Source organism: Dinoroseobacter sp. PD6 (assembly GCF_028807315.1).
Taxonomy (GTDB): domain Bacteria; phylum Pseudomonadota; class Alphaproteobacteria; order Rhodobacterales; family Rhodobacteraceae; genus Dinoroseobacter; species Dinoroseobacter shibae.
Genome location: NZ_JARAMN010000003.1, coordinates 119,032 through 137,642, shown reverse-complemented (window position 1 = coordinate 137,642; position 18,611 = coordinate 119,032). Strand labels below are relative to the sequence as shown.

At 68.4% G+C, this 18,611-nt stretch carries 13 protein-coding genes and 1 riboswitch; of the genes, 3 read left to right on the top strand and 10 right to left on the bottom strand.

Annotated features, from left to right (window positions below; all coding sequences use genetic code 11):
• Positions 1-7 precede the first annotated feature (7 nt).
• The 5 genes from PVW48_RS06310 to PVW48_RS06290 all read right to left on the bottom strand — a co-directional run bounded on the left by PVW48_RS06310 (position 8) and on the right by PVW48_RS06290 (position 7,186).
• Positions 8-613, bottom strand: a complete 606-nt coding sequence (locus PVW48_RS06310; protein ID WP_157865325.1) for a cell wall hydrolase — start codon at positions 611-613, stop codon at positions 8-10.
• Between the two features lie 262 nt (positions 614-875).
• Positions 876-3,464, bottom strand: coding sequence for a putative PEP-binding protein (locus PVW48_RS06305; RefSeq protein ID WP_274580734.1), 2,589 nt, complete (start codon positions 3,462-3,464; stop codon positions 876-878).
• Positions 3,465-3,620: 156 nt separating this feature from the next.
• On the bottom strand, positions 3,621-5,783 hold the full coding sequence (gene glyS / locus PVW48_RS06300; protein ID WP_012179069.1) for a glycine--tRNA ligase subunit beta: 2,163 nt from the start codon (positions 5,781-5,783) through the stop codon (positions 3,621-3,623).
• A gap of 3 nt (positions 5,784-5,786) precedes the next feature.
• Entirely contained in the window at positions 5,787-6,263 is a 477-nt protein-coding gene (locus PVW48_RS06295) for a DUF6446 family protein (protein WP_012179070.1), read from the bottom strand.
• The gene (locus PVW48_RS06290) at positions 6,260-7,186 is read right to left on the bottom strand and encodes a glycine--tRNA ligase subunit alpha (RefSeq protein ID WP_274580733.1); all 927 of its coding nucleotides are present in this window, start codon (positions 7,184-7,186) and stop codon (positions 6,260-6,262) included. Before PVW48_RS06290 ends, PVW48_RS06295 begins: the two co-directional genes overlap by 4 nt.
• 142 nt (positions 7,187-7,328) lie before the next feature.
• On the opposite strand from PVW48_RS06290, the gene PVW48_RS06285 reads away from it, so the two are divergent.
• Positions 7,329-9,059 carry a serine protease gene (locus PVW48_RS06285; protein ID WP_274580732.1) on the top strand — a complete coding sequence of 577 codons (1,731 nt, stop codon included), beginning with the start codon at positions 7,329-7,331 and terminating at the stop codon, positions 9,057-9,059.
• Between the two features lie 6 nt (positions 9,060-9,065).
• On the opposite strand, the gene PVW48_RS06280 is transcribed toward PVW48_RS06285, so the two are convergent.
• From PVW48_RS06280 to PVW48_RS06270, 3 genes are read right to left on the bottom strand one after another with little or no spacing between them, the layout of a single operon-like run.
• The gene (locus PVW48_RS06280) at positions 9,066-10,514 is read right to left on the bottom strand and encodes a TrkH family potassium uptake protein (RefSeq protein WP_274580731.1); all 1,449 of its coding nucleotides are present in this window, start codon (positions 10,512-10,514) and stop codon (positions 9,066-9,068) included.
• Positions 10,515-10,559: 45 nt separating this feature from the next.
• Positions 10,560-11,267 carry a glutathione S-transferase N-terminal domain-containing protein gene (locus PVW48_RS06275; protein ID WP_274580730.1) on the bottom strand — a complete coding sequence of 236 codons (708 nt, stop codon included), beginning with the start codon at positions 11,265-11,267 and terminating at the stop codon, positions 10,560-10,562.
• Between the two features lie 57 nt (positions 11,268-11,324).
• Positions 11,325-12,206, bottom strand: coding sequence for a serine aminopeptidase domain-containing protein (locus PVW48_RS06270; RefSeq protein WP_274580729.1), 882 nt, complete (start codon positions 12,204-12,206; stop codon positions 11,325-11,327).
• A 130-nt stretch (positions 12,207-12,336) separates the two neighbouring features.
• Positions 12,337-12,413: riboswitch (SAM riboswitch) on the top strand.
• 64 nt (positions 12,414-12,477) lie between these two features.
• Here PVW48_RS06270 and metZ point away from each other — a divergent pair.
• Positions 12,478-13,656, top strand: a complete 1,179-nt coding sequence (gene metZ / locus PVW48_RS06265) for an O-succinylhomoserine sulfhydrylase (RefSeq protein ID WP_274580728.1) — start codon at positions 12,478-12,480, stop codon at positions 13,654-13,656.
• Between the two features lie 172 nt (positions 13,657-13,828).
• A complete protein-coding gene (gene folE2 / locus PVW48_RS06260; RefSeq protein ID WP_012179076.1) occupies positions 13,829-14,932 on the top strand; it encodes a GTP cyclohydrolase FolE2 in 1,104 nt (367 codons plus the stop codon).
• Positions 14,933-15,046: 114 nt separating this feature from the next.
• Here the strand turns inward: folE2 and PVW48_RS06255 are convergent, their stop codons facing one another.
• A complete protein-coding gene (locus PVW48_RS06255) occupies positions 15,047-16,735 on the bottom strand; it encodes a chloride channel protein (protein WP_012179077.1) in 1,689 nt (562 codons plus the stop codon).
• 160 nt (positions 16,736-16,895) lie between these two features.
• On the bottom strand, positions 16,896-18,557 hold the full coding sequence (gene recN, locus PVW48_RS06250; protein WP_274580971.1) for a DNA repair protein RecN: 1,662 nt from the start codon (positions 18,555-18,557) through the stop codon (positions 16,896-16,898).
• Positions 18,558-18,611: the final 54 nt, after the last annotated feature.

Below are 18,611 nucleotides of genomic sequence, written 5' to 3'. Positions count from 1 at the left end.
CGGCGTGTTACCGCGACGCGGTGCGGCCGGGGTAGTACTGCCTATAGAACCGGTGCACGCCGATGGCGGCGGTGCGGATGTATTTCGACGCCCAGCCGGGGTTCACGGCGGTCGTGTGATAATGGGTCGCGCCATCGGTCAGGGGCCGCGTCGCGCTCTGCAGGCTCATCTTCGCGACCTTGCCGACCCGTTCCCAGGCCCGCGGCTCGGCGATCCGCTCCGGGTGCCCGTCACAGGTATAGGTGAACTGGCACTGGTATTTGCGCCCGGTGCCCTGGTTGATCACGGCGCAGACGGAATTCGGATACCGCGCCGACTCGACCCGGTTGAGGATCACCTCCGCCACGGCGAACTGCCCCTTCACGGTCTCGCCGCGGGCCTCGAAATAGAGCGCCTCCGCCAGGCATTCCCACGCCTCGCCGCCGCTCACGGGGGGCTGGGCATCGATCCACTCACGGCTGTAGCGGCGCTCCGCGGGCAGCGGGCTGGTGGTGACCGGCGAGGCCAGCCGCTGCAACCGGTCGGAGGGCACGGCCGAAAGCATGCCCTGTTCGGTACTGAGCAGACCGCGCAGCTCCAGGTCGATGGCCTTGGTGGGGTTGTTGGACGACATGACCGTCACATCGGCCAGGGACAGAGAGCCAGTTGCAATAAAAAGGCCTGCCAATGCAGACCGCAAAACGGTTTGTCCAAACATCATCATCAACCTCGTCAGCCCCCGCGCTACATCCGAACAGAATGATGCAGTCGCAGCAATTTCTCGCAGTTGCAGCATTGCGCAACTTGCGGGGCGTTCATATGAAAACAGGGCCGCCGCGTCCACCCCCGTGGCATTGGGGCAACAGTATGGCGGCAAGAAGGCGCTGACCGGATGGTCAGCTTCCGCTGCGAAGAACGCGTCCGAGCAGGTTGAAACGGCGCGGTTTTTTCTCGACCGGCGCGTCCGTCAGCGCCAGGTGGGCTGCGGCCATACGCGCCACGGGCACGCGAAACGGTGAGCACGAAACGTAGGAAAAGCCCGCTTTTCGGCAAAAATCAATCGAATCGGGGTCGCCCCCATGCTCGCCGCAAATCGACAGGGTCAAGTCAGGTTTCACCGCCCTGCCCCGTTCGGCCGCGATGTTGAGCAATTCGCCCACACCATCCGCATCGAGCGTATGGAACGGATCCTCGGCAAAGACACCCTGCTGGACATACGTTCCCATGAACCGGCCTGCATCGTCGCGGCTGAGCCCATAGGTCATCTGGGTCAAATCATTGGTTCCAAAAGATAAAAAGTCGGTGATCTCGGCGATCTCCCCGGCCTTCAGGGCGGCGCGCGGCGTCTCCACCATCACGCCCAGACGGAAGCCGAAGCGCGTGCCGCGCTCGTTGCGCACCGCGGCGGCGACCGCATCGATATTGGTCTTGAGCAGTTCGACCTCTCGCCGGGCCGAAACCAGCGGCAGCATGATCTCCGGCGTCACGATCGCGCCCTTGAGGCTGACATCCACCGTCGCCTCGAAGATCGCGCGCGCCTGCATCTCGTATATCTCGGGGATCGCGATGCCGAGCCGCACGCCGCGCATGCCCAGCATCGGGTTGTATTCGCTCAGCGCCTCGATCCGGTGGGTGACCGTCGAGACCGGCAGGTCCAGCGCCTCGGCCAGGTTCCAGATGCCCTCCCGCGAGGTCGGCAGGAACTCGTGCAGGGGCGGGTCGAACAGCCGGATGCAGACCGGCTTGCCGCGCATGATCTCGAACAGGTCGACGAAATCCTCCCGCTGCATGGGCAAGAGCCGCTCCAGCGCCGCGCCGCGCGCCTCGCCGGTCTCGGCGAAGATCATCTCGTGCATCACGGTCAGGCGGTCTTCGTCGAAGAACATGTGCTCGGTCCGGCACAGCCCGATCCCCTCGGCGTCGAACCGGCGGGCGGTTTCGGCGTCGGCGGGCGTGTCCGCATTGGCACGGATGCCGATATCGCGGGCCTGGTCGGCCCAGGCCATGAGCGTGCGGAAGGACCCGTCGAGCGCCGGCTCCATCAGCCGCGGCGCCCCGGCGAGACAAGCCCCGGCGGTTCCGTCCAGGGTCACCGTGTCGCCCTCGGCAAACACGCGCCCATCCCGGGTGGTCAGGGTTTTTGCCCGCAAATCCAGGGTGATATCCCGCGTGCCCACGACGCAAGGCTTGCCCAGGCCCCTGGCGATCACCGCCGCGTGGCTGGTCATGCCGCCCTTCTCGGTCAGCACGCCGGAGGCCGCGTGCATGCCCCGGATATCCTCGGGCGAGGTTTCGGGCCGGACCAGGATGCAGGGCGTCTCCTGGGCGGCGCAGGCCTGGGCGGCGGTGGCGGAAAACACCAGCTGCCCGGTCGCCGCGCCGGGGCTGGCGGCCATGCCCTTGGCGATCGGGTCGCGCTGCGCGTCGAACGCGACCTGCCGGTGCAGCAGTTCGGGCAAGGTGCGCGGCTCGATCCGCAGGATCGCGTCCTCCTTGCTGATCACGCCGCTTTCGGCCAGGGCCACGGCGATGCGCACCGCCGCCCGGGGCGCGCGCGGCACGCGGACCGCGTCGAGCACGCTGAGCTTGCCGGCGTCGAGGGCGAACTCGATCTGCATCTCCTCGCGCAGCCCGGTGCGCAGCACGTCGCCGAAGGCGCGCAGCTCGGCAAAGGCCTCGGGGCAGGCGTCTTCGAGGGACGGGCCGCGGCTGTCGCGGGACAGGTACAACGCCTCGGCGCGGTGGGCGAGCGCGTCGCGGCCCTGGGACTGGCTGAGATAGCGGCCGGTGATCTGGGCCAGGCCGGTCTCGGAGCTGACGAACTGAATCACGCCGGAGCCGCTCTCGGCCGCGCCCATGCCCAGCGCCATGCGTTGCACCACGAGCCCGAGTCCCGCATCGGGCGGCGCGCCCTTGGCCTGGCGCAGCAGCCGTGCGGAGGTCCCTTCCCAGGCGCGTGCCATGGATTTCAGCACCGCGGCGAGCTGATCCGCCGGGTCCTGGGGGAAGGGCTCGTCCATTTCTTCTTCATATATTTCAAGAGATTGGACGAGGGCGTCGCGAGTCGGCTCGGTTGGCTCGAACAGCTCGGGATCGAGCCGGGCGACCTCCACCGCGTAGGCCTGCACGAAGCGCAGATAAAGCGCGCGGGCGGCCTCGGCGCCGATGGTTTCCGACAGGGTCAGCAGCATGGTGTCGTTCATGCCCACATCGAGCATCGCCGTGGGGCCGCCCCATTCCTGCATCGCCGGGCTGGGCCGTACGGAGACCAGGCTGTCGGCCCCGAAACTTCCCAAAAGTGGCCTTGTATCAATGACTTGCCCCGCCGCGATCCCGTGCACCGTCTCGAAGCTCAGCGCGACGGTATGGGGCACGGGCATGTCGAGCCGGATCAGCCGCTGGATGCATTTCGCGCGTTGGCCGTGGGTCTCGGCGGAGAGGTCCACGGTCCTTGTGATCTCGGTGAAAGGCGCGCTCTTCTGCACCGCAGCATCCTCCTGTTAGCGCTACGATAGACGGAGTCGGCGCATTTGCAACTGCCACCAAGGACGCATCTGCACGCGGTCGGATCCGGGTCGGGCACCTGTCGGACATGCGTCGGGCAAGTGTCGGGCACCTCCGCGCGCCCCGTTCAGGGCGCGTTAACCCTCGATCCTGGTCAGATCGGCCAGTTTCAGGCAGGTCGCGCGGATGCGGGAGAGCAGGTTGAGCCGGTTGCGGCGCAGGATCTGGTTCTCGGCATTGACCTGCACGGCCTCGAAGAAGGCATCGAGCGGCGCGCGCAGGGACGCCATGGCGGCGGTGGCGGCGGCGAAATCCTCGGCTTCGAGCGCCGGGTCGATCACGGCCTCGGCGGTGTCGAGGGCCGCGAAGAGCGCGCGCTCCTCGTCGGTCTCGGCAAACTTCGGGTCCGCGCCGTAGGAGTATTCGACCCCGTCGGCCTCCTCCGCCTGGGTGAGGATGTTGTTGGCGCGCTTGAACCCCTGGAGCAGGTTCTCGCCATCCTCGGTTTTCAGGGTTTCCGAAAGGGCGCGGGCGCGGTTCACCAGCAGCAGCAGGTCGTCATTGCCCTCCATGGCGAGACAGGCGTCGATGATATCGTGGCGGATGCCCTCGTCGCGCAGGAAGACCTTGAGGCGGTCGTGGAAGAAGGAGAGGAGGTCGTCCTGACTGCGGGCAACCAACGCTTTCCAGTCGCTCATCGATTTGCTACCGTCGGCACGTTCTTGATCAGTTTTTGCATGCGCAACGAGGGCAGAGAATAGTGGTCTCGAAGTGTTCTCGGAGTTGTGGTGCTTAACCGAATTAATTAGCGGCAATCGAAGCCCATTCTCCAGCACGATCCGGATCACGCCGAGGGCGGCGCGGCGCAAGGCAAATGGGTCCTTGGAGCCGGTGGGTTTCTCGTCGATGGCCCAGAAGCCGGTGAGGGTGTCGAGCTTGTCGGCCAGCGCCACGGCGATGCTGAGGGGGGCTGTGGGCACGGCGTCGGAGGGGCCGAGGGGTTGGTAGTGGTCCTGGGCGACCGCGGCGATCTCCGCCGGGTGGCCCGCGGCCTCGGCATAGTAGCGGCCCATCAGGCCCTGAAGCTCGGGGAACTCAAAGACCATTTCCGAGCTGAGGTCCGCCTTGGCCAGTTCGGCGGCGGTGCGGGCGGCGTCCGGGTCGGCGCCGACCTGGGGCGCGAGGGTGGCGGCGAGATCGGCGATGCGGGCGATGCGGGCGGCTTGGGAGCCGAGCTTGTTGTGGAAGGTGACGTTTTCCAGCGCCTCGCGCCAGGGCTGCATGCCTGCGCGGGCGATCCTCAGATCGTTTTCCCAAAAGAACTTGGCATCGGCCAGCCGCGCCGAGAGAACCTTGCGGTTTCCGGCGAGTATCGTGGCCCCGTGATCGGTGGTTTCCGTATTTGCCACTGTCACAAATCGAACAATTTTGCCGGATTTCAGATCTCGAACGCTGAAAAACTTTTGATGTTCTTTCATCGAGGTCTGCAGCACCTCGGGCGGCAGGTCGAGGAAGTCCGCGTCGATCTCCCCCATCAGGGGCACGGGAAATTCCACCAGACCGGCGACCTCGGACAGCAATCTGCGATCCTCCACGACCTCCAGCCCCTGGGCGAAGGCTTGATTGGTGGCGTCGGCCCAGATATGCTCGGCCCGTTCCTCGGCATCGAGAATGACCTTGGCGCGGCGCAGCTTGGTCTCGTAATCCTCGAACCCGTGGACCTTGATCTCGCCGGGTGCCAGGAAGCGGTGGCCCTCGGTCACATCCCCGGCGGTGATGCCGTCGACGGTCAGGGGCACGATTTCGGCCCCCTCTTCATCGCGGATCAGGCAGAGGATGCGATGCAGCGGGCGGACCCAGCGCAAGGAGCTGCTGCCCCAGCGCATGGATTTCGGCCAGGGGAAGTTGCGGATGGTGGTCTCGAGCACCTCGGCCACGATCTCCGCCGCCGGGCGGCCCGGTTTTTCGATCACGGCGAAGAGGACGTCGCCCTTGGGGGTCTCGCGGGTCTCAAGCTGCTCGCGGCCGAGGCCCGTGGAGCGCAGGAACCCCTCGATGGCTTTCTCGGGCGCGTCGGCCTTGGGCCCCTTGCGCTCTTCGCGCACGGGCGCGGAGGCGGCGAGCATGTCGGAGACCACCAGGGTCAGGCGGCGCGGCGTGGCATAGGCGCGGGCCCCGGCATAGGTGATGCCCGCCTCGACCAGCCCGTTCGTGACCAGCTTTTGCAGGTCCTGCGCCGCGCGGGCCTGCATCCGGGCGGGGATTTCCTCGGAAAAGAGTTCGATCAGAAGCTCGGGCATCGGTCAGTCCGCAAATTTTTCATTGAGTTGGTGCCAGGCAAAGGCGCGCCCGTCGCGATACACGGCGACGATCCGGTCCACGCCATCGGCGATCTCGGCCTCGCCCAGGAAGGCCAGCGCCGTGCCGTCGCGCAGGTCCGCGCCAATCCGTGCGGCGTCGAAGCAGTCGAACCAGCCGGGCGCGTTCAGGGGCACGGCGGCGTCGTGGATCACGTAGCTCTCGGTCAGCAAGGCGAGGCTTTCGGACGTGTCGAAACAGGCGCGGAAGCGCAGGGGGCTGGAGCTGCCGTCGATCGCCTGCAGGTTGGTCGCCAGCATCGGTTCGGGCGCGTCCTGCCCGCCCAGGGGGGTCAGGCGGATGGTGACGGTTTCGGCGTCAACCTGTTCATAATAGGCGTAAATCTGGGTGTAGTAGACCACGATCCCGAAGATCAGGGCAAAGCCCACGATCGCGCCGCCGACGAGCTTGCCCCGGTTCATGCGGGCGCGGGCCTCCAGCCGCCGGCCTCGGTTTGCACGAAGGCATCGGCGCAGGCCTTGGCGAGCGCGCGGACCCGGCCGATATAGGCCTGGCGTTCGGTGACCGAGATCACGCCGCGCGCATCCAGCAGGTTGAACAGGTGGCTGGCCTTGATGCACTGGTCATAGGCCGGGTGGACCATGACGATGCGTTTGCCGGTTTTCGGGTCCGCGTGGGGGGCCGCGAGGGCGGCGGCGCATTCGGCCTCGGCCTCCTCGAAGTGCTTGAGCAGGGTCGCGGTGTCGGCCTGGTCGAAGTTCCAGCGGGAATATTCGGCCTCGGTCTGGCGGAAGACGTCGCCATAGCTCAGCGGGATGGCTGCGTCGGGGGCGTTGAAGGGCATGTCCATGACGTGATCGACGCCGAGCACATACATCGCCAGCCGTTCGAGACCATAGGTCAGCTCCCCCGAGACCGGGCGGCAGTCATGGCCGCCGACCTGCTGGAAATAGGTGAATTGCGAGACTTCCATGCCGTCGCACCAGACCTCCCATCCCAGGCCCCAGGCGCCGAGCGTGGGGCTTTCCCAGTCGTCCTCGACAAAGCGGATGTCGTGGAGGGCGGCGTCGATGCCGATGGCGCGGAGCGAGCCGAGATAGAGCTCCTGCAGGTCGGGGGGGCTGGGTTTGATGATGACCTGGTACTGGTAGTAGTGCTGCAGCCGGTTGGGGTTCTCGCCGTAGCGGCCATCGGTGGGGCGGCGCGAGGGCTGGACATAGGCGGCGGCCCAGGGGCGGCTGCCCAGCGCGCGCAGGGTGGTGGCCGGGTGGAAGGTGCCTGCACCCACCTCCATGTCATAGGGTTGCAGCACGGCGCAGCCCTGGTCGGCCCAGTAGGCCTGCAGGCGTAGAATGATTTCCTGGAACGAGCGGGGGGTGTCCATGGGGATGCCTTTGATCAGAGCCGCGTTCTCAATAGGCAACAGCCCCGGCAGGGTCAACGCGCCCCGGACGGGTTCTGCGTGCAGGGGACGGCGGATTTTGCCAGAGTGCGGCGCAAACGGGTAATTTTGATCGAGGACAAGCGTGACGGGACGGATTTTTGCAGGGGCGGCGACGGCGATCTGGCTGATGGCGGGGGTTGCAGGCGCGCAGGAGCAGGTGTGGATCCAGGTCGAGGCACAGCCGACGCTGCGCGCGGCGGAGGACCGGGCGCGGGATTACGCGGGCGCGTTGGGCGATGTGGCGGGCTTCCGGCTGCCGTCGGGGTGGTACGCGATCGCGCTGGGGCCGTTCAGCCCGGGCGACGCGGCGGCGGTGCTGTCGCGGCTGCGCAGTTTCGGCCAGGTGCCGGGCGACAGTTTCATCGCCGATGGCACGGATTACGGCGCGGCGTTCTGGCCCCAGGGGCAGGTCACGCCGCCCGCGACCGCGCCGGGGCTGGTGCCCGACGCGCCGGTCCTGACGATCAGCCCGATCCCCGAGGCCCCCGACGAGACCGAGGCCGAGGCCCGCGCCAGCGAGCGCGCCCTGGACCGGCCCGCGCGGGAGGCCTTGCAGCAGGCGATGCAGTGGTTCGGGTTCTACCGGGCGGCGATTGACGGGGCGTTCGGCCCGGGCACGCGGCGGGCCATGTCGGAGTGGCAGGCCGATCGCGGCTTGCCGGTGACCGGCACGCTGACCACGGCGCAGCGCGCGCAGCTGCTGGCCGAATGGCAGGGCGACCTGGCCGCGCTGGGAATGACCCGCGTGGCCCGCGAAGACGCCGGGATCGCGCTGGACATGCCGATGGGCATGGTGGCGTTTGACCGGATCGAGCCGCCCTTCGTGCATTACACCGGCGACGGCGGGCGCAAGGCACTGCTGATCAGCCAGGAGGGCTCGCCCGCGGGCCTCGCCGGGCTGTACGAGATCATGCAGACGCTGGAGGTGATCCCGCGGGAGGGGGAACGGGCGCTCTCTGGCGACAGCTTCGAGATCCGCGGGCGCAACGACGAGATCGAATCCTATACCTATTCCGCGCTGGAGGATGGGCTGATCAAGGGCTTCACCCTGGTGTGGCCGCCCGAGGACGCGCGCCTGATGGCGCGGGCGGCGCAGATGATGCGCGCGAGTTTCGAGCCCGTGGGCGACAGCGCGCTGGACCCGACGCTGGGCGACCGCCAAGCCGAGCAGCGGATCGACCTGCTGGCGGGGCTGGAGGTGCGGCAACCGATCCGCGCGGGGTCGGGGTTTTTCGTCACGCCCGCGGGAGACGTGCTGACGGCGGCGCGGGGGCTGGAGGGCTGCGCGCGGCTGACCATCGGGGACGACATCGCGGCGGAACTGACACAGAGCGATCCGGATCTGGGTCTTGCGCTGCTCAGCCCGACCGAGACCGTGGCACCGATGGCCGTGGCGCGGTTCGCGCCCGGGCCTGCGCGGTTGCAGGCGGAGATCGCGGTGGCGGGCTATTCCTATGGCGGGCTGCTGGGGGCGCCGACGCTGAGTTTCGGGACGCTGGCGGATCTGCGCGGCCTGACCGGGGGAGACGCGCTCGACCGGCTCGCCGTGACCGTGACCGAGGCCGATGCGGGCGGGCCGGTCCTGGACGTGGCGGGCGGGGTTCTGGGGCTGTTGCTGCCCCGGGGCATGGACGGGGGCCGGGTGCTGCCGGAGGACGTGAATTTCAGTGCCGATGCGGCCGCGATCACCGACTGGCTGGGCGCGGCGGGGGTCGAGGTCGTCCAGAGCGATCCAAATGCCGCCCTGCCGCCCGAGCGGTTGGCCATGCTGGCGGAGAACCTCACGGTGCTGGTGTCGTGCTGGGCCGAGTAGGGTCGCTCAGGCGCGCCAGAACCGCACGGTAAAGAGCGCGAAGACCACCATCAGCTCAAGCCGCCCGATCAGCATCGCGGCCGACAGGATCCATTTCGCGGTGTCGTTCAGGCCCGCGAAATTGCCCGCCGGCCCGATCTGGTCGCCCAAGCCAGGGCCGATATTGCCCAGTGCGGTGGCCGCGCCCGACACCGAGGTGATGAAGTCGAGCCCGGTCAGCGCGAGCAGCACCGACAGGATGCCGAGCGAGACGGTGAACATCACGAAGAACGCCATGACCGAGGACAGCACGTCCTCGGTCACCGGCTTGCCGCCATAGCGGGGCGTGAACATGCCGTGGGGCGAGTGGATGCGCCGGATCTGCGCCACGATGGAGGCGATCAGCAGCTGGTAGCGGAACACCTTGATCGAGCAGGCGGTCGAGCCCGCGCAGCCACCGATCAGCCCGGCAAAGAACAGCACCACCACCGGGAAGGCCCCCCAGAGCATGTAATCGGCGCTGGCATAGCCCGTCCCGGTGATGATCGAGACGGTGTTGAACAGGGACTTGCGGAGGGATTCCTCGCCCGGCGTGTCGATGGCGATCATCTTCCACGTGGCGATGATCAGCACGATCATCGCGACCGTGGCGAAGAAGGCCCGCACCTGCGGGTCATGCAGCAGGGGGCGCGCCGTGCCCGCGACCAGCTGGACATAACGCACGAAGGGCAGGGCCGCGAGCAGCATGAACAGAGTGGCGGCGTATTCCATGGCCGCCGGGAAGGCGCCGAAACTGGCGTCGGAATTGGCGAAGCCGCCCGTGGCGACCGTGGTCATGGCGTGGACCACCGCGTCGAAGCCGGTCATCCCGAGGATCAGGTAGGTCAGCGCGCAGGCCCCGGTCAGGCCGAGATAGATCACCGAGATCCGGCTGGCGATCTGCGTGGCGCGGGGCAGGATCTTGCCGATCGTGTCGAACCCTTCGGAGCGGAAGATCTGCATCCCGCCGATGCGCAGCTCCGGCAGGAACACCATGGCCACCACGATGATACCCACCCCGCCGAACCACTGCATCATGCCCCGCCACAGCAGCAGGCCGGGCGGCAGGGTTTCCAGCCCGGTGAAGACGGTCGAGCCGGTGGTGGTCAGGCCCGACATCGCCTCGAAGAATGCATCGACATAGCGCGCCTCGGTCGCCCCGAACACGAAGGGCAGCGCCGCGAAGACCGGCAGGGCGAGCCAGACGCCCGTGGTCAGCAGGAAGGTCTGCTGGATGTTCAACCGGTCGCCCACCCCGTTGGCGCAGGCAATCGCGGTCAGCCCGCCGACAAGCCCCGACAGGATCGCGGATTCCAGGAAGGCGGGCCAGTGCCCGTTGCCCGCGATCAGGTCGAGCGCCATGGGCACCAGCATGGAGGCGCCCAGGGCGGCCACCAGCAGGCCGATCACGTATCCGACGGGGCGCAGGTCAAACATGGCGCGCAGGGTTGGCCTGTGCCGGGGGGGCTGTCAACGCCTGGCTCAGGTCTTGGTCTTGAAGAGGGACGCGTGGGCGCCGGTTTCCTTGCGGAAATCGGCACGCTTGTCGGCATGGAGCGCGCGGCCCGCCTGCACGCCCGGGCGGGCCGCCAGCGTGTCGAGCCAGCGCGCCATGTGGGGTTTGTCGTCGAGGGTCTGCTGCTGACCCTCCCAGAGCGACGCCCAGCCCCAGCAGGCCATGTCGGCAATGGAGTAGAAGTCGCCCGCGATGAATTCGTGCCTGGACAGTTGGGTGTCGAGCACCTTGTAGAGCCGCCCGGTCTCGGCCCGGTAGCGGTCCTTGGCGTAGGGCAGGTCGTTGGGCGGGTCCATGGCGGGGGCGTATTTCAGGAAGTGATGGGCCTGTCCCGCCATGGGGCCGAGCCCGCCCATCTGCCACATCAGCCACTGGTCCACGGCGATGCGGTCACGCTCGGTCGCGCCATAGAAGCGGCCGGTCTTGCGGGCGAGGTATTGCAGGATCGCGCCGCTCTCGAAGATCGAGATCGGCGCGCCGTCGGGGCCGTCGGGATCGGTGATGGCGGGCATCCGGTTGTTGGGCGAGATGGCGAGGAAGGCAGGCTTGAACTGGTCCCCTGCCCCGATGTTCACGAGATGCGTGGTGTAGGGCAGGCCCATTTCCTCCAGCGCGATGGAGGCCTTCCAGCCGTTCGGCGTGGGCCAGAAGTAGAGCTCTATGGGTCGGGTCATGGGGCGGCTCCGCGGGGTTTGGTCCGACTATGACGGGTCGGGCCGCGGGCGCAAGGGTCAGGGCAGGCTGCGCGGCGGCGGGGCCAGATCGCGCAGGGCCCGCGGGCCGCGGTCGGTCAGCAGCGCGGAGTAGAGGTCCATCACCCCCGCGCGCAGGTAGGCGCCCCAGTGGCACACCGGCGCGCAGCGCGGGCCGATGGCGTGGCCGAGGGCCGCGAGATTGGCAAGCTCCGCCTCGTCGGCGAGGCTCAGCGCGATCCAGTTCTCCGCCCGGGGCGGGCGGCGGCCGAGGGCCGTTCCGGCCCCGGCGTCGCGGCGCAGGGCCTGTTCCAGCAGCCGGTCGAAGAGCCAGTTTTCCGGGGGGCTGATCTGCAGGATCTCGGCGCCCTGGGCGCCGGGCCGGGTCAGGACCGCCCGGGCATGGGTGTCGAAATCCGCGGGGGCCAGCAGGATCACCTGGCGCACCATGGGCGCGGGCAGCGCGCCGAGCGCCGCGAGCGCGACCCGCCCGCCCAGGGAATGGCCCATCAGCTTGATCGGGCGCGCGGGGTAGCGCGCATGGAGCCGCGCGATGAGCTGCGCGAGATGCATGCCCACCGCCTCGGCCTGGGCGAAGGCCTCGGCGAAGGTGCCGCGCGCGTCCCAGCCGATGGGCAGGCAGAGCCCCGGGTCGTCCGGATCGTCGCGAAACCCCAGCGCAGCGGGCCAGGAAAGTTGCCGCCGGGGCCGTTTGCGCCCGCCCGGCGCGGTCGCATAGAGGCTGTCATGGGGGTTGGTGGGGCCGCGCAGGGGCGAGTAGCGAAACCCGTGGATCAAGAGCACGATCGGGTCGGTCGGCCCACCCGCCGCCGCCGCCCGGCCCAGCCGCCGGTCGAACCCGGTCTCGCCCCCGGCAAGCCCGGTGACGGTCTCGGTCACGGTCAGATTGAGGACGGGCATGACGGCTCCCTTCGCTCTGCGTGGCACCAGATGTTGTGGATGGCGGGTAGTGCCAGACTACGAAGGGGGTGTGAAACTTTCGTTAGACTTCCGTGACGGTGCTTGACCGCGCCGCGCAACACCCCTAGACCCGCGACACCGTGGTGATTTGGTGCCGGATTGCAGGCCACGTAAAACAAGCTGCTAAAAGGACGCGGAACCCCCGAGCCCGTCCGGCTGCGGGGTTTTTTCGTGCCCGGAACCCAAGCTCCGGCGCGACAGGAGACGAGAGATGACCGAGAAACAGACCCGGACAAAGCTGGTACATGCGGGCACGCGGCGCAGCCAGTATGGCGAGGTGGCGGAGGCGATTTTCCTCACCCAGGGGTTTGTCTACGACACTGCCGAGGCCGCCGAGGCGCGGTTCATCGAGGCGGGCGCGGACGAGTTCATCTATGCCCGCTACGGCAACCCGACGGTGCGGATGTTCGAGGACCGGATCGCCGCGGTGGAGGGGACCGAGGACGCCTTTGCCACTGCGTCCGGCATGGCGGCGGTCAATGGCGCGCTGGCCTCGATGCTGCGGGCGGGCGATCACGTGGTCTCGGCGCGCGCGCTCTTCGGCTCGTGCCTCTATATCCTCGAAGAGGTGCTGACCCGCTACGGGGTGGAAGTGACCTTCGTGGACGGCACGGACCTCGCGGCCTGGCGCGCCGCGATCCGCCCCGACACCAAGGCGGTGTTCTTCGAGACGATTTCCAACCCGACGCTGGAAGTGATCGACATCGAAGCGGTCTCGAAACTGGCCCATGCGGTGGGCGCGCTGGTCATCGTGGACAATGTCTTCGCCACGCCGATCTTTTCCCGCGCCGGCGACCAGGGCGCGGATGTGATCGTCTATTCCGCGACCAAGCATATCGACGGACAGGGCCGCTGCCTGGGCGGGGTGATCTGCGGCACGAAAGAGTTCGTGCGCAAGGTGGCCGAGCCCTATCTGAAACACACCGGCGGTTCGCTCAGCCCGTTCAACGCCTGGGTCATGCTGAAGGCGATGGAGACGCTGGATCTGCGGGTGCGCGCGCAAGCCGAGACCGCGCTGAACCTGGCCGAGATGCTGGAGGGGGACGCGGCGCTGGAGAAGGTCATCTTCCCGCACCTGCCGAGCCATCCGCAATACGACCTGGCCCGGGCGCAGATGGCGGCGGGGGGCACTGTGCTGGCGCTGGATATCAAGGGCGGCAAGGACGGGGCGTTCCGGTTCCTCAACGCGCTGGAGATCGTGACGATCTCGAACAATCTCGGGGATGCGAAATCCATCGCGACGCACCCGGCGACCACCACCCACCAGCGCCTGACGCCGGAGCAGCGCGCGGGCCTGGGGATCACCGACGGGCTGATCCGGCTGTCGGTGGGGCTGGAGGATGCGGGCGACCTGCTGCGCGATCTGCAGACCGCCCTCGCCGCGGTGTAAACCCCGGAAAAAAATGCGCCTTTCCCGCGCGCGGATTTGCCTGCAAAAATAGCGGTGCGGGTGATCCAGAAGGCGGACTGTCACGTATACTTGACACAAAGATGCTGGAAACCCGGCATGCGGCCCCCATCTTATGCCGGGCTGTCACTTGGGATGCGAGGGAGCTGCCCACATGAATGTTTATACCCCGGATATCGACAAACTGCCGAACCGAGACGAGGCTGCGACGGCCCTGGCCACGCTGCGGGCCTGGGCGCAGACCGCCTCGGCCGCCGAGATCGAGACCCTCGATCCATCCGTGGCGCGGCTGCTGCCGGGGGATCCGTCGGACTATCCGTCCCTGGCGCGCGCCTACCCGGAGGAGTTCTCCGTCGACGCGGCTTACAAGGACAGCCTGCCGGACCTGCAGAACGGGCCCTCGTCCCTGATCCGGGGTGCCAAGGCGCAGATCCAGCATGTGGGGATTTCCAACTTCCGACTGCCGATCCGGTTCCACACGCGGGACAATGGCGACGTGACGCTGGAGACAAGCGTGACCGGCTCCGTCAGCCTGGAAGCGGAGAAGAAGGGCATCAACATGTCGCGCATCATGCGCACCTTCTACGGGCATGCGGATGAAACCTTCAGCTTCGAGGTGATCGAGCGGACGCTGGACGCCTACAAGTCCGACCTGGAGAGCTTCGATGCGCGCATCCAGATGCGGTTCAGCTTCCCGATGAAGGTCGAAAGCCTGCGCTCGGGCCTGTCGGGGTATCAGTATTACGACATCGCGCTGGAGGTGGTCGATGTGAACGGGCAGCGGCGCAAGTTCATGCATCTGGATTACGTGTATTCGTCGACCTGCCCCTGCTCGCTGGAGCTGTCGGAACATGCGCGGCAGTTCCGCGGCCAGCTGGCCACGCCCCATTCCCAGCGCTCGGTCGCGCGGGTGTCGGTGGAACTGACCTGCGGCGCCGATGACTGCCTGTGGTTCGAGGACCTGGTGGAGCTGTGCCGCGAGGCGATCCCGACCGAGACCCAGGTGATGGTCAAGCGCGAGGACGAGCAGGCCTTTGCCGAGTTGAACGCCGCCAACCCGATCTTCGTGGAGGATGCGGCGCGCAGCTTCTGCCTCGCGTTGCAGCGGGACGACCGGATCGGCGATTTCCGGGTGGTGGCCAGCCACCAGGAGAGCCTGCACAGCCATGACGCGGTGAGCGTGCTGACCGAGGGGCCGACTTTCGCCAGCGACAGCCTCGATCCGCGGCTGTTCCAGACCCTGTTCCACGTGGGCTGAGTTTCACGTTGGCTGCGCGGGCCTCCGGGCGCAAAATCCTTGAGGAAGGATTTTGCCAAGGATTTTACTTAAAATCCTTGGCCCAGCGAGACCGTTATGCGAATAGGCCGCCGCTCAGGAATGCTCCTCGGCGGCGGTTTCGGCCAGCGCCCGGTTCAGCGCCTTCAGCGCATCGACCTGAAAGAGCGCGCCCCACAGCTCGGGCGGCTCCCCCTCGCCGCCCAGGCTGACCACGGGGATGAAATCGTGATTGGCCCGCTCGAAGGCGGGCATGGCGGTCTCGAGACTGGCGGTGCCATCCAGATAGACCCCGTCCCCGATCAGGTCCCAACATCGCGCCTCGGGCGCGGCCCGGGGGTGGCTGGTGGGCCGCATGATCTTGGCCACCCGCACGGTACCGAGCAGATAGGCTTGCGGCCCCGCGGCGAGATGGACATTGCGCCGCTCCAGCTGTGTCAGGAAGAACGACCGGTCCACCACCCGGCTGGCCAGCGCGGTGGAGAGCGACACCGCCACCATCACCGCCAGCCCGGTCTGCCAGTCGCCGGTCAGCTCGAACACGATCAGGGTCGTCGAGATCGGCGCGCCCAGCACCGCGGCGGCCACCGCCCCCATCCCCGCCAGCGCGTAGAGCGCTTCGGAGCCTGACACATCGGGGAAGACGCCCGTGGCGATCATCCCGAAGGCCAGCCCCGTCAGCGCGCCGACCATGAGCGAGGGCGAGAAGATGCCGCCCCCCATGCGCCCGCCGATGGTGATCGCCACCGCGACCACCTTGAGGATGGCGAACACGATCGCCTCGTGCAGCAGCAGTTGCGAGGTCAGGGCGTTGGTCGTGGTCTCGTAGCCGACCCCGATGATATGCGGGAACCAGATCGCCAGCAGCCCCAGCAGCACCCCCGCGAAAGCCGGGCGCAGGTAGCGCGGAAGGCCGGTGACCTTCTGCAGGTGGTTGGCGAAATCCTCGGTCCAGAACACCGATTTCATCAAGACGATGGCGACCAAGCCGCAGACGAGCCCCAGCAGAAGGAAGGCGGGCAGTTCGACATAGAACGCCAGCGCATTGGCCTCGGGCAGAGAAAACTCGGTCACGTCGCCGAATTCCAGCCGGTTGATCACCGTCCCGGCGGCCGAGGCGATGACGATGGGCGCGAAGGCGTGAACCGCGAAATGGCGCAGCACCACCTCCAGCGCGAAGAGCGCCCCGGCGATGGGGGCGTTGAACGAGGCCGACACGGCGGCGGCAACCGCACAGCCGAGCAGGTCGCGCCCGGTGATCCCGTCGGCATGGATGCGGTTGCTCACCCAGCTGGAGATCACGGCGGCCAGGTGGACCACCGGCCCCTCGCGCCCGGACGACCCGCCGGTGGACAGGGTGATCCAAGAGGCGACCGCCGAGGCGATGCCGGCGCGTTTCTCCACCCGGCCCTCGTAGAGCGCGGAGCCCTCGATCACATCGGCGACCGAGCGCACCCGCCCGTCATCGGTGAAAAAATGCAGGATCAGCCCCACCACCAGCCCGCCCAGCGTCGGCACGATCACCAGCCAGTACCAGGGCAGGCCCGCCGCGTGGTCGATCACCGCGCGCACGTCCTCGTGGCCGTAGGCCATTGTCTGGAGCCAGTGAATCCCCTTGCGGAAGATCAGCGCCGCAAAGCCCGCCGCGATGCCCACGGCCAGCGCGATGAACCAGAACTGGATCTGGCTGGGGCCCTGGCGGCGGATCGTGACGGAGGCGCGCGCAAGCGCGCTGCGCCATGCACCCAGTTGCTGAGCAAAGAAGCCTTGGGGCGGGTTTGACATGAAAGCGGCGGTCCTTGCGCCGGATCAACGGGTTACAATTCTGTTACGCTACGCTCCCGCGCCGCCAAACCCAAGGGGACGCGGGGCCGCGCCCCGTCCTCGGGCGTATTTGTTTCGGGCTTGCAACGATCCGTGTGCGCGCCCGGGGGGCCGTTTCGCGTCAGGCAACGTCCAGCAGGGCGCGCGCCGCGGCCCGGGCCGCGTCCGTGACCACGTCGCCGGACATCATGCGGGCGATCTCGTCCACACGGTCCGGCGGGGCGAGCGGGACGACCCGGGACAGGGTCACATCCGCCTGCACGGTTTTCTCCACCCGCCAGTGATGGGCGCCCAGGGCCGCGACCTGGGGCGAATGGGTGACGACCAGCACCTGCCCCGCCTCGGCCAGGGATTGCAGCCGCCGTCCCACCGCGTCGGCGGTGGCCCCGCCCACGCCCCGGTCGATCTCGTCGAAGATCAGGGTCAGCCCCTCGGTCCCGGCGGTCAGGCAGACCTTCAGCGCCAGCAGGAATCGCGACAGCTCCCCGCCCGAGGCGATCTTGTTGAGCGCCCCGGCGGGCGCGCCGGGGTTGGTGGCCACGCGGAAGGTCACCTGGTCGGCCCCGTCCGGGCCGGGGGCGGCGGGCGTGATCTCGGTGCCGAAGACCGCGCGCTCCATCTTCAGGGGGGCGAGCTCGTCGGCCATGGCGGCATCGAGCCGCCCGGCCGCCGCGCGGCGCGCCGCGGTCAGGGCCCCGGCGGCGGCGCCATAGGCGGCCTCCGCCTCGGCGAGGGCCTGTTCCAGCCCCTGCAGCCGGTCGGCCCCGGCATCGAGCGTGTTCAGCCGCGCGCGCAGAGTGTCGGCAAACCCGCCGAGATCGTCGGCGGCCACCCCGTGCTTGCGCGCCAGCCCGCGCAGGGCGAAGAGCCGCTCCTCGGTCCGCTCCAGCTCCAGCGGATCGACGCCCAGACCGTCGAGCGCGCGCTCGGTGCCGTCGGAGGCCTCGCCCAGCTCCACCAGCGCGCGCGACAACGCCCCGATGGGCGCGTCCAGCGCCCCGTCCGCCTCTGCCGCGACGCCTTCGAGCCAGCGGGTCGCATCCACCACGAGGGACTCCGCCCCGCCATCGGGCGCGATCAGCGCCTGCAGGGCGCGGGCCACGTCGGCGCGGATCTTCTCGGCGGCCTGCATCCGGCGGCGGGCGATATCGAGCTCGGCTTCCTCGCCGGGCTGGGGGTCGAGCGCGTCGAGCTCGCCCACCGCATGGCGCAGGAATTCCTCGTCCGCGGCGACGGCGGCGACCTCGGCCCGGGCAGTCTCCAGCGCGCTCTGGGCCGCGGCCCGGGCGCGCCAGGCCGATGCCACCTCGCGCCGCAACCGGTCATGCCCGCCGAAATCATCCAGCAACGCCCGGTGCCCCTTGGGGTCGAGCAGCCCGCGATCGTCCTGCTGGCCGTGCAACTCGACCAGCACATCCGACAGCGCCCGCAGGACCGTGCCCGAACAGGCGCGATCGTTCACATAGGCCGATTTGCGCCCCTCGCCCGTGTTCACCCGGCGCAGGATCAGCTCGCCCTCGGGGTCCGGAAAGCCCGCCGCGCGCAGCACGGCGAAGGCGGGATGGTCCGGGGCCAGGTCGAACACCGCCGTCACCTCCCCCTGGGCGGCGCCCTGGCGCACCAGGTCTGCGCGCCCGCGCCAGCCCAGCACGAAACCGAGCGCGTCGAGCAGGATCGACTTGCCCGCGCCGGTCTCGCCCGTCAGCACATTGAGCCCGGCCCGGAAATCCAGAACCAGATGGTCGATGATCAGGATGTCGCGAATGTCGAGCCGCGCCAGCATCCCCTGCCCCTCTATACGCCCATACACCTCTAGATGATGTGGCGCGTTTCCCCG

What these genes read in the sequence shown, in the direction of transcription:
- PVW48_RS06270 (WP_274580729.1), bottom strand. Translation starts at nt 12,206, where the DNA reads ATGCCCGTCCTCAATCTGACCGTGACCGAGACCGTCACCGGGCTTGCC.
- glyS (WP_012179069.1), bottom strand. Translation starts at nt 5,783, where the DNA reads ATGCCCGAGCTTCTGATCGAACTCTTTTCCGAGGAAATCCCCGCCCGG.
- recN (WP_274580971.1), bottom strand. Translation starts at nt 18,557, where the DNA reads ATGCTGGCGCGGCTCGACATTCGCGACATCCTGATCATCGACCATCTG.
- PVW48_RS06295 (WP_012179070.1), bottom strand. Translation starts at nt 6,263, where the DNA reads ATGAACCGGGGCAAGCTCGTCGGCGGCGCGATCGTGGGCTTTGCCCTG.
- PVW48_RS06255 (WP_012179077.1), bottom strand. Translation starts at nt 16,735, where the DNA reads ATGTCAAACCCGCCCCAAGGCTTCTTTGCTCAGCAACTGGGTGCATGG.
- PVW48_RS06310 (WP_157865325.1), bottom strand. Translation starts at nt 613, where the DNA reads ATGTCGTCCAACAACCCCACCAAGGCCATCGACCTGGAGCTGCGCGGT.
- PVW48_RS06290 (WP_274580733.1), bottom strand. Translation starts at nt 7,186, where the DNA reads ATGGACACCCCCCGCTCGTTCCAGGAAATCATTCTACGCCTGCAGGCC.
- metZ (WP_274580728.1), top strand. Translation starts at nt 12,478, where the DNA reads ATGACCGAGAAACAGACCCGGACAAAGCTGGTACATGCGGGCACGCGG.
- PVW48_RS06280 (WP_274580731.1), bottom strand. Translation starts at nt 10,514, where the DNA reads ATGTTTGACCTGCGCCCCGTCGGATACGTGATCGGCCTGCTGGTGGCC.
- folE2 (WP_012179076.1), top strand. Translation starts at nt 13,829, where the DNA reads ATGAATGTTTATACCCCGGATATCGACAAACTGCCGAACCGAGACGAG.
- PVW48_RS06275 (WP_274580730.1), bottom strand. Translation starts at nt 11,267, where the DNA reads ATGACCCGACCCATAGAGCTCTACTTCTGGCCCACGCCGAACGGCTGG.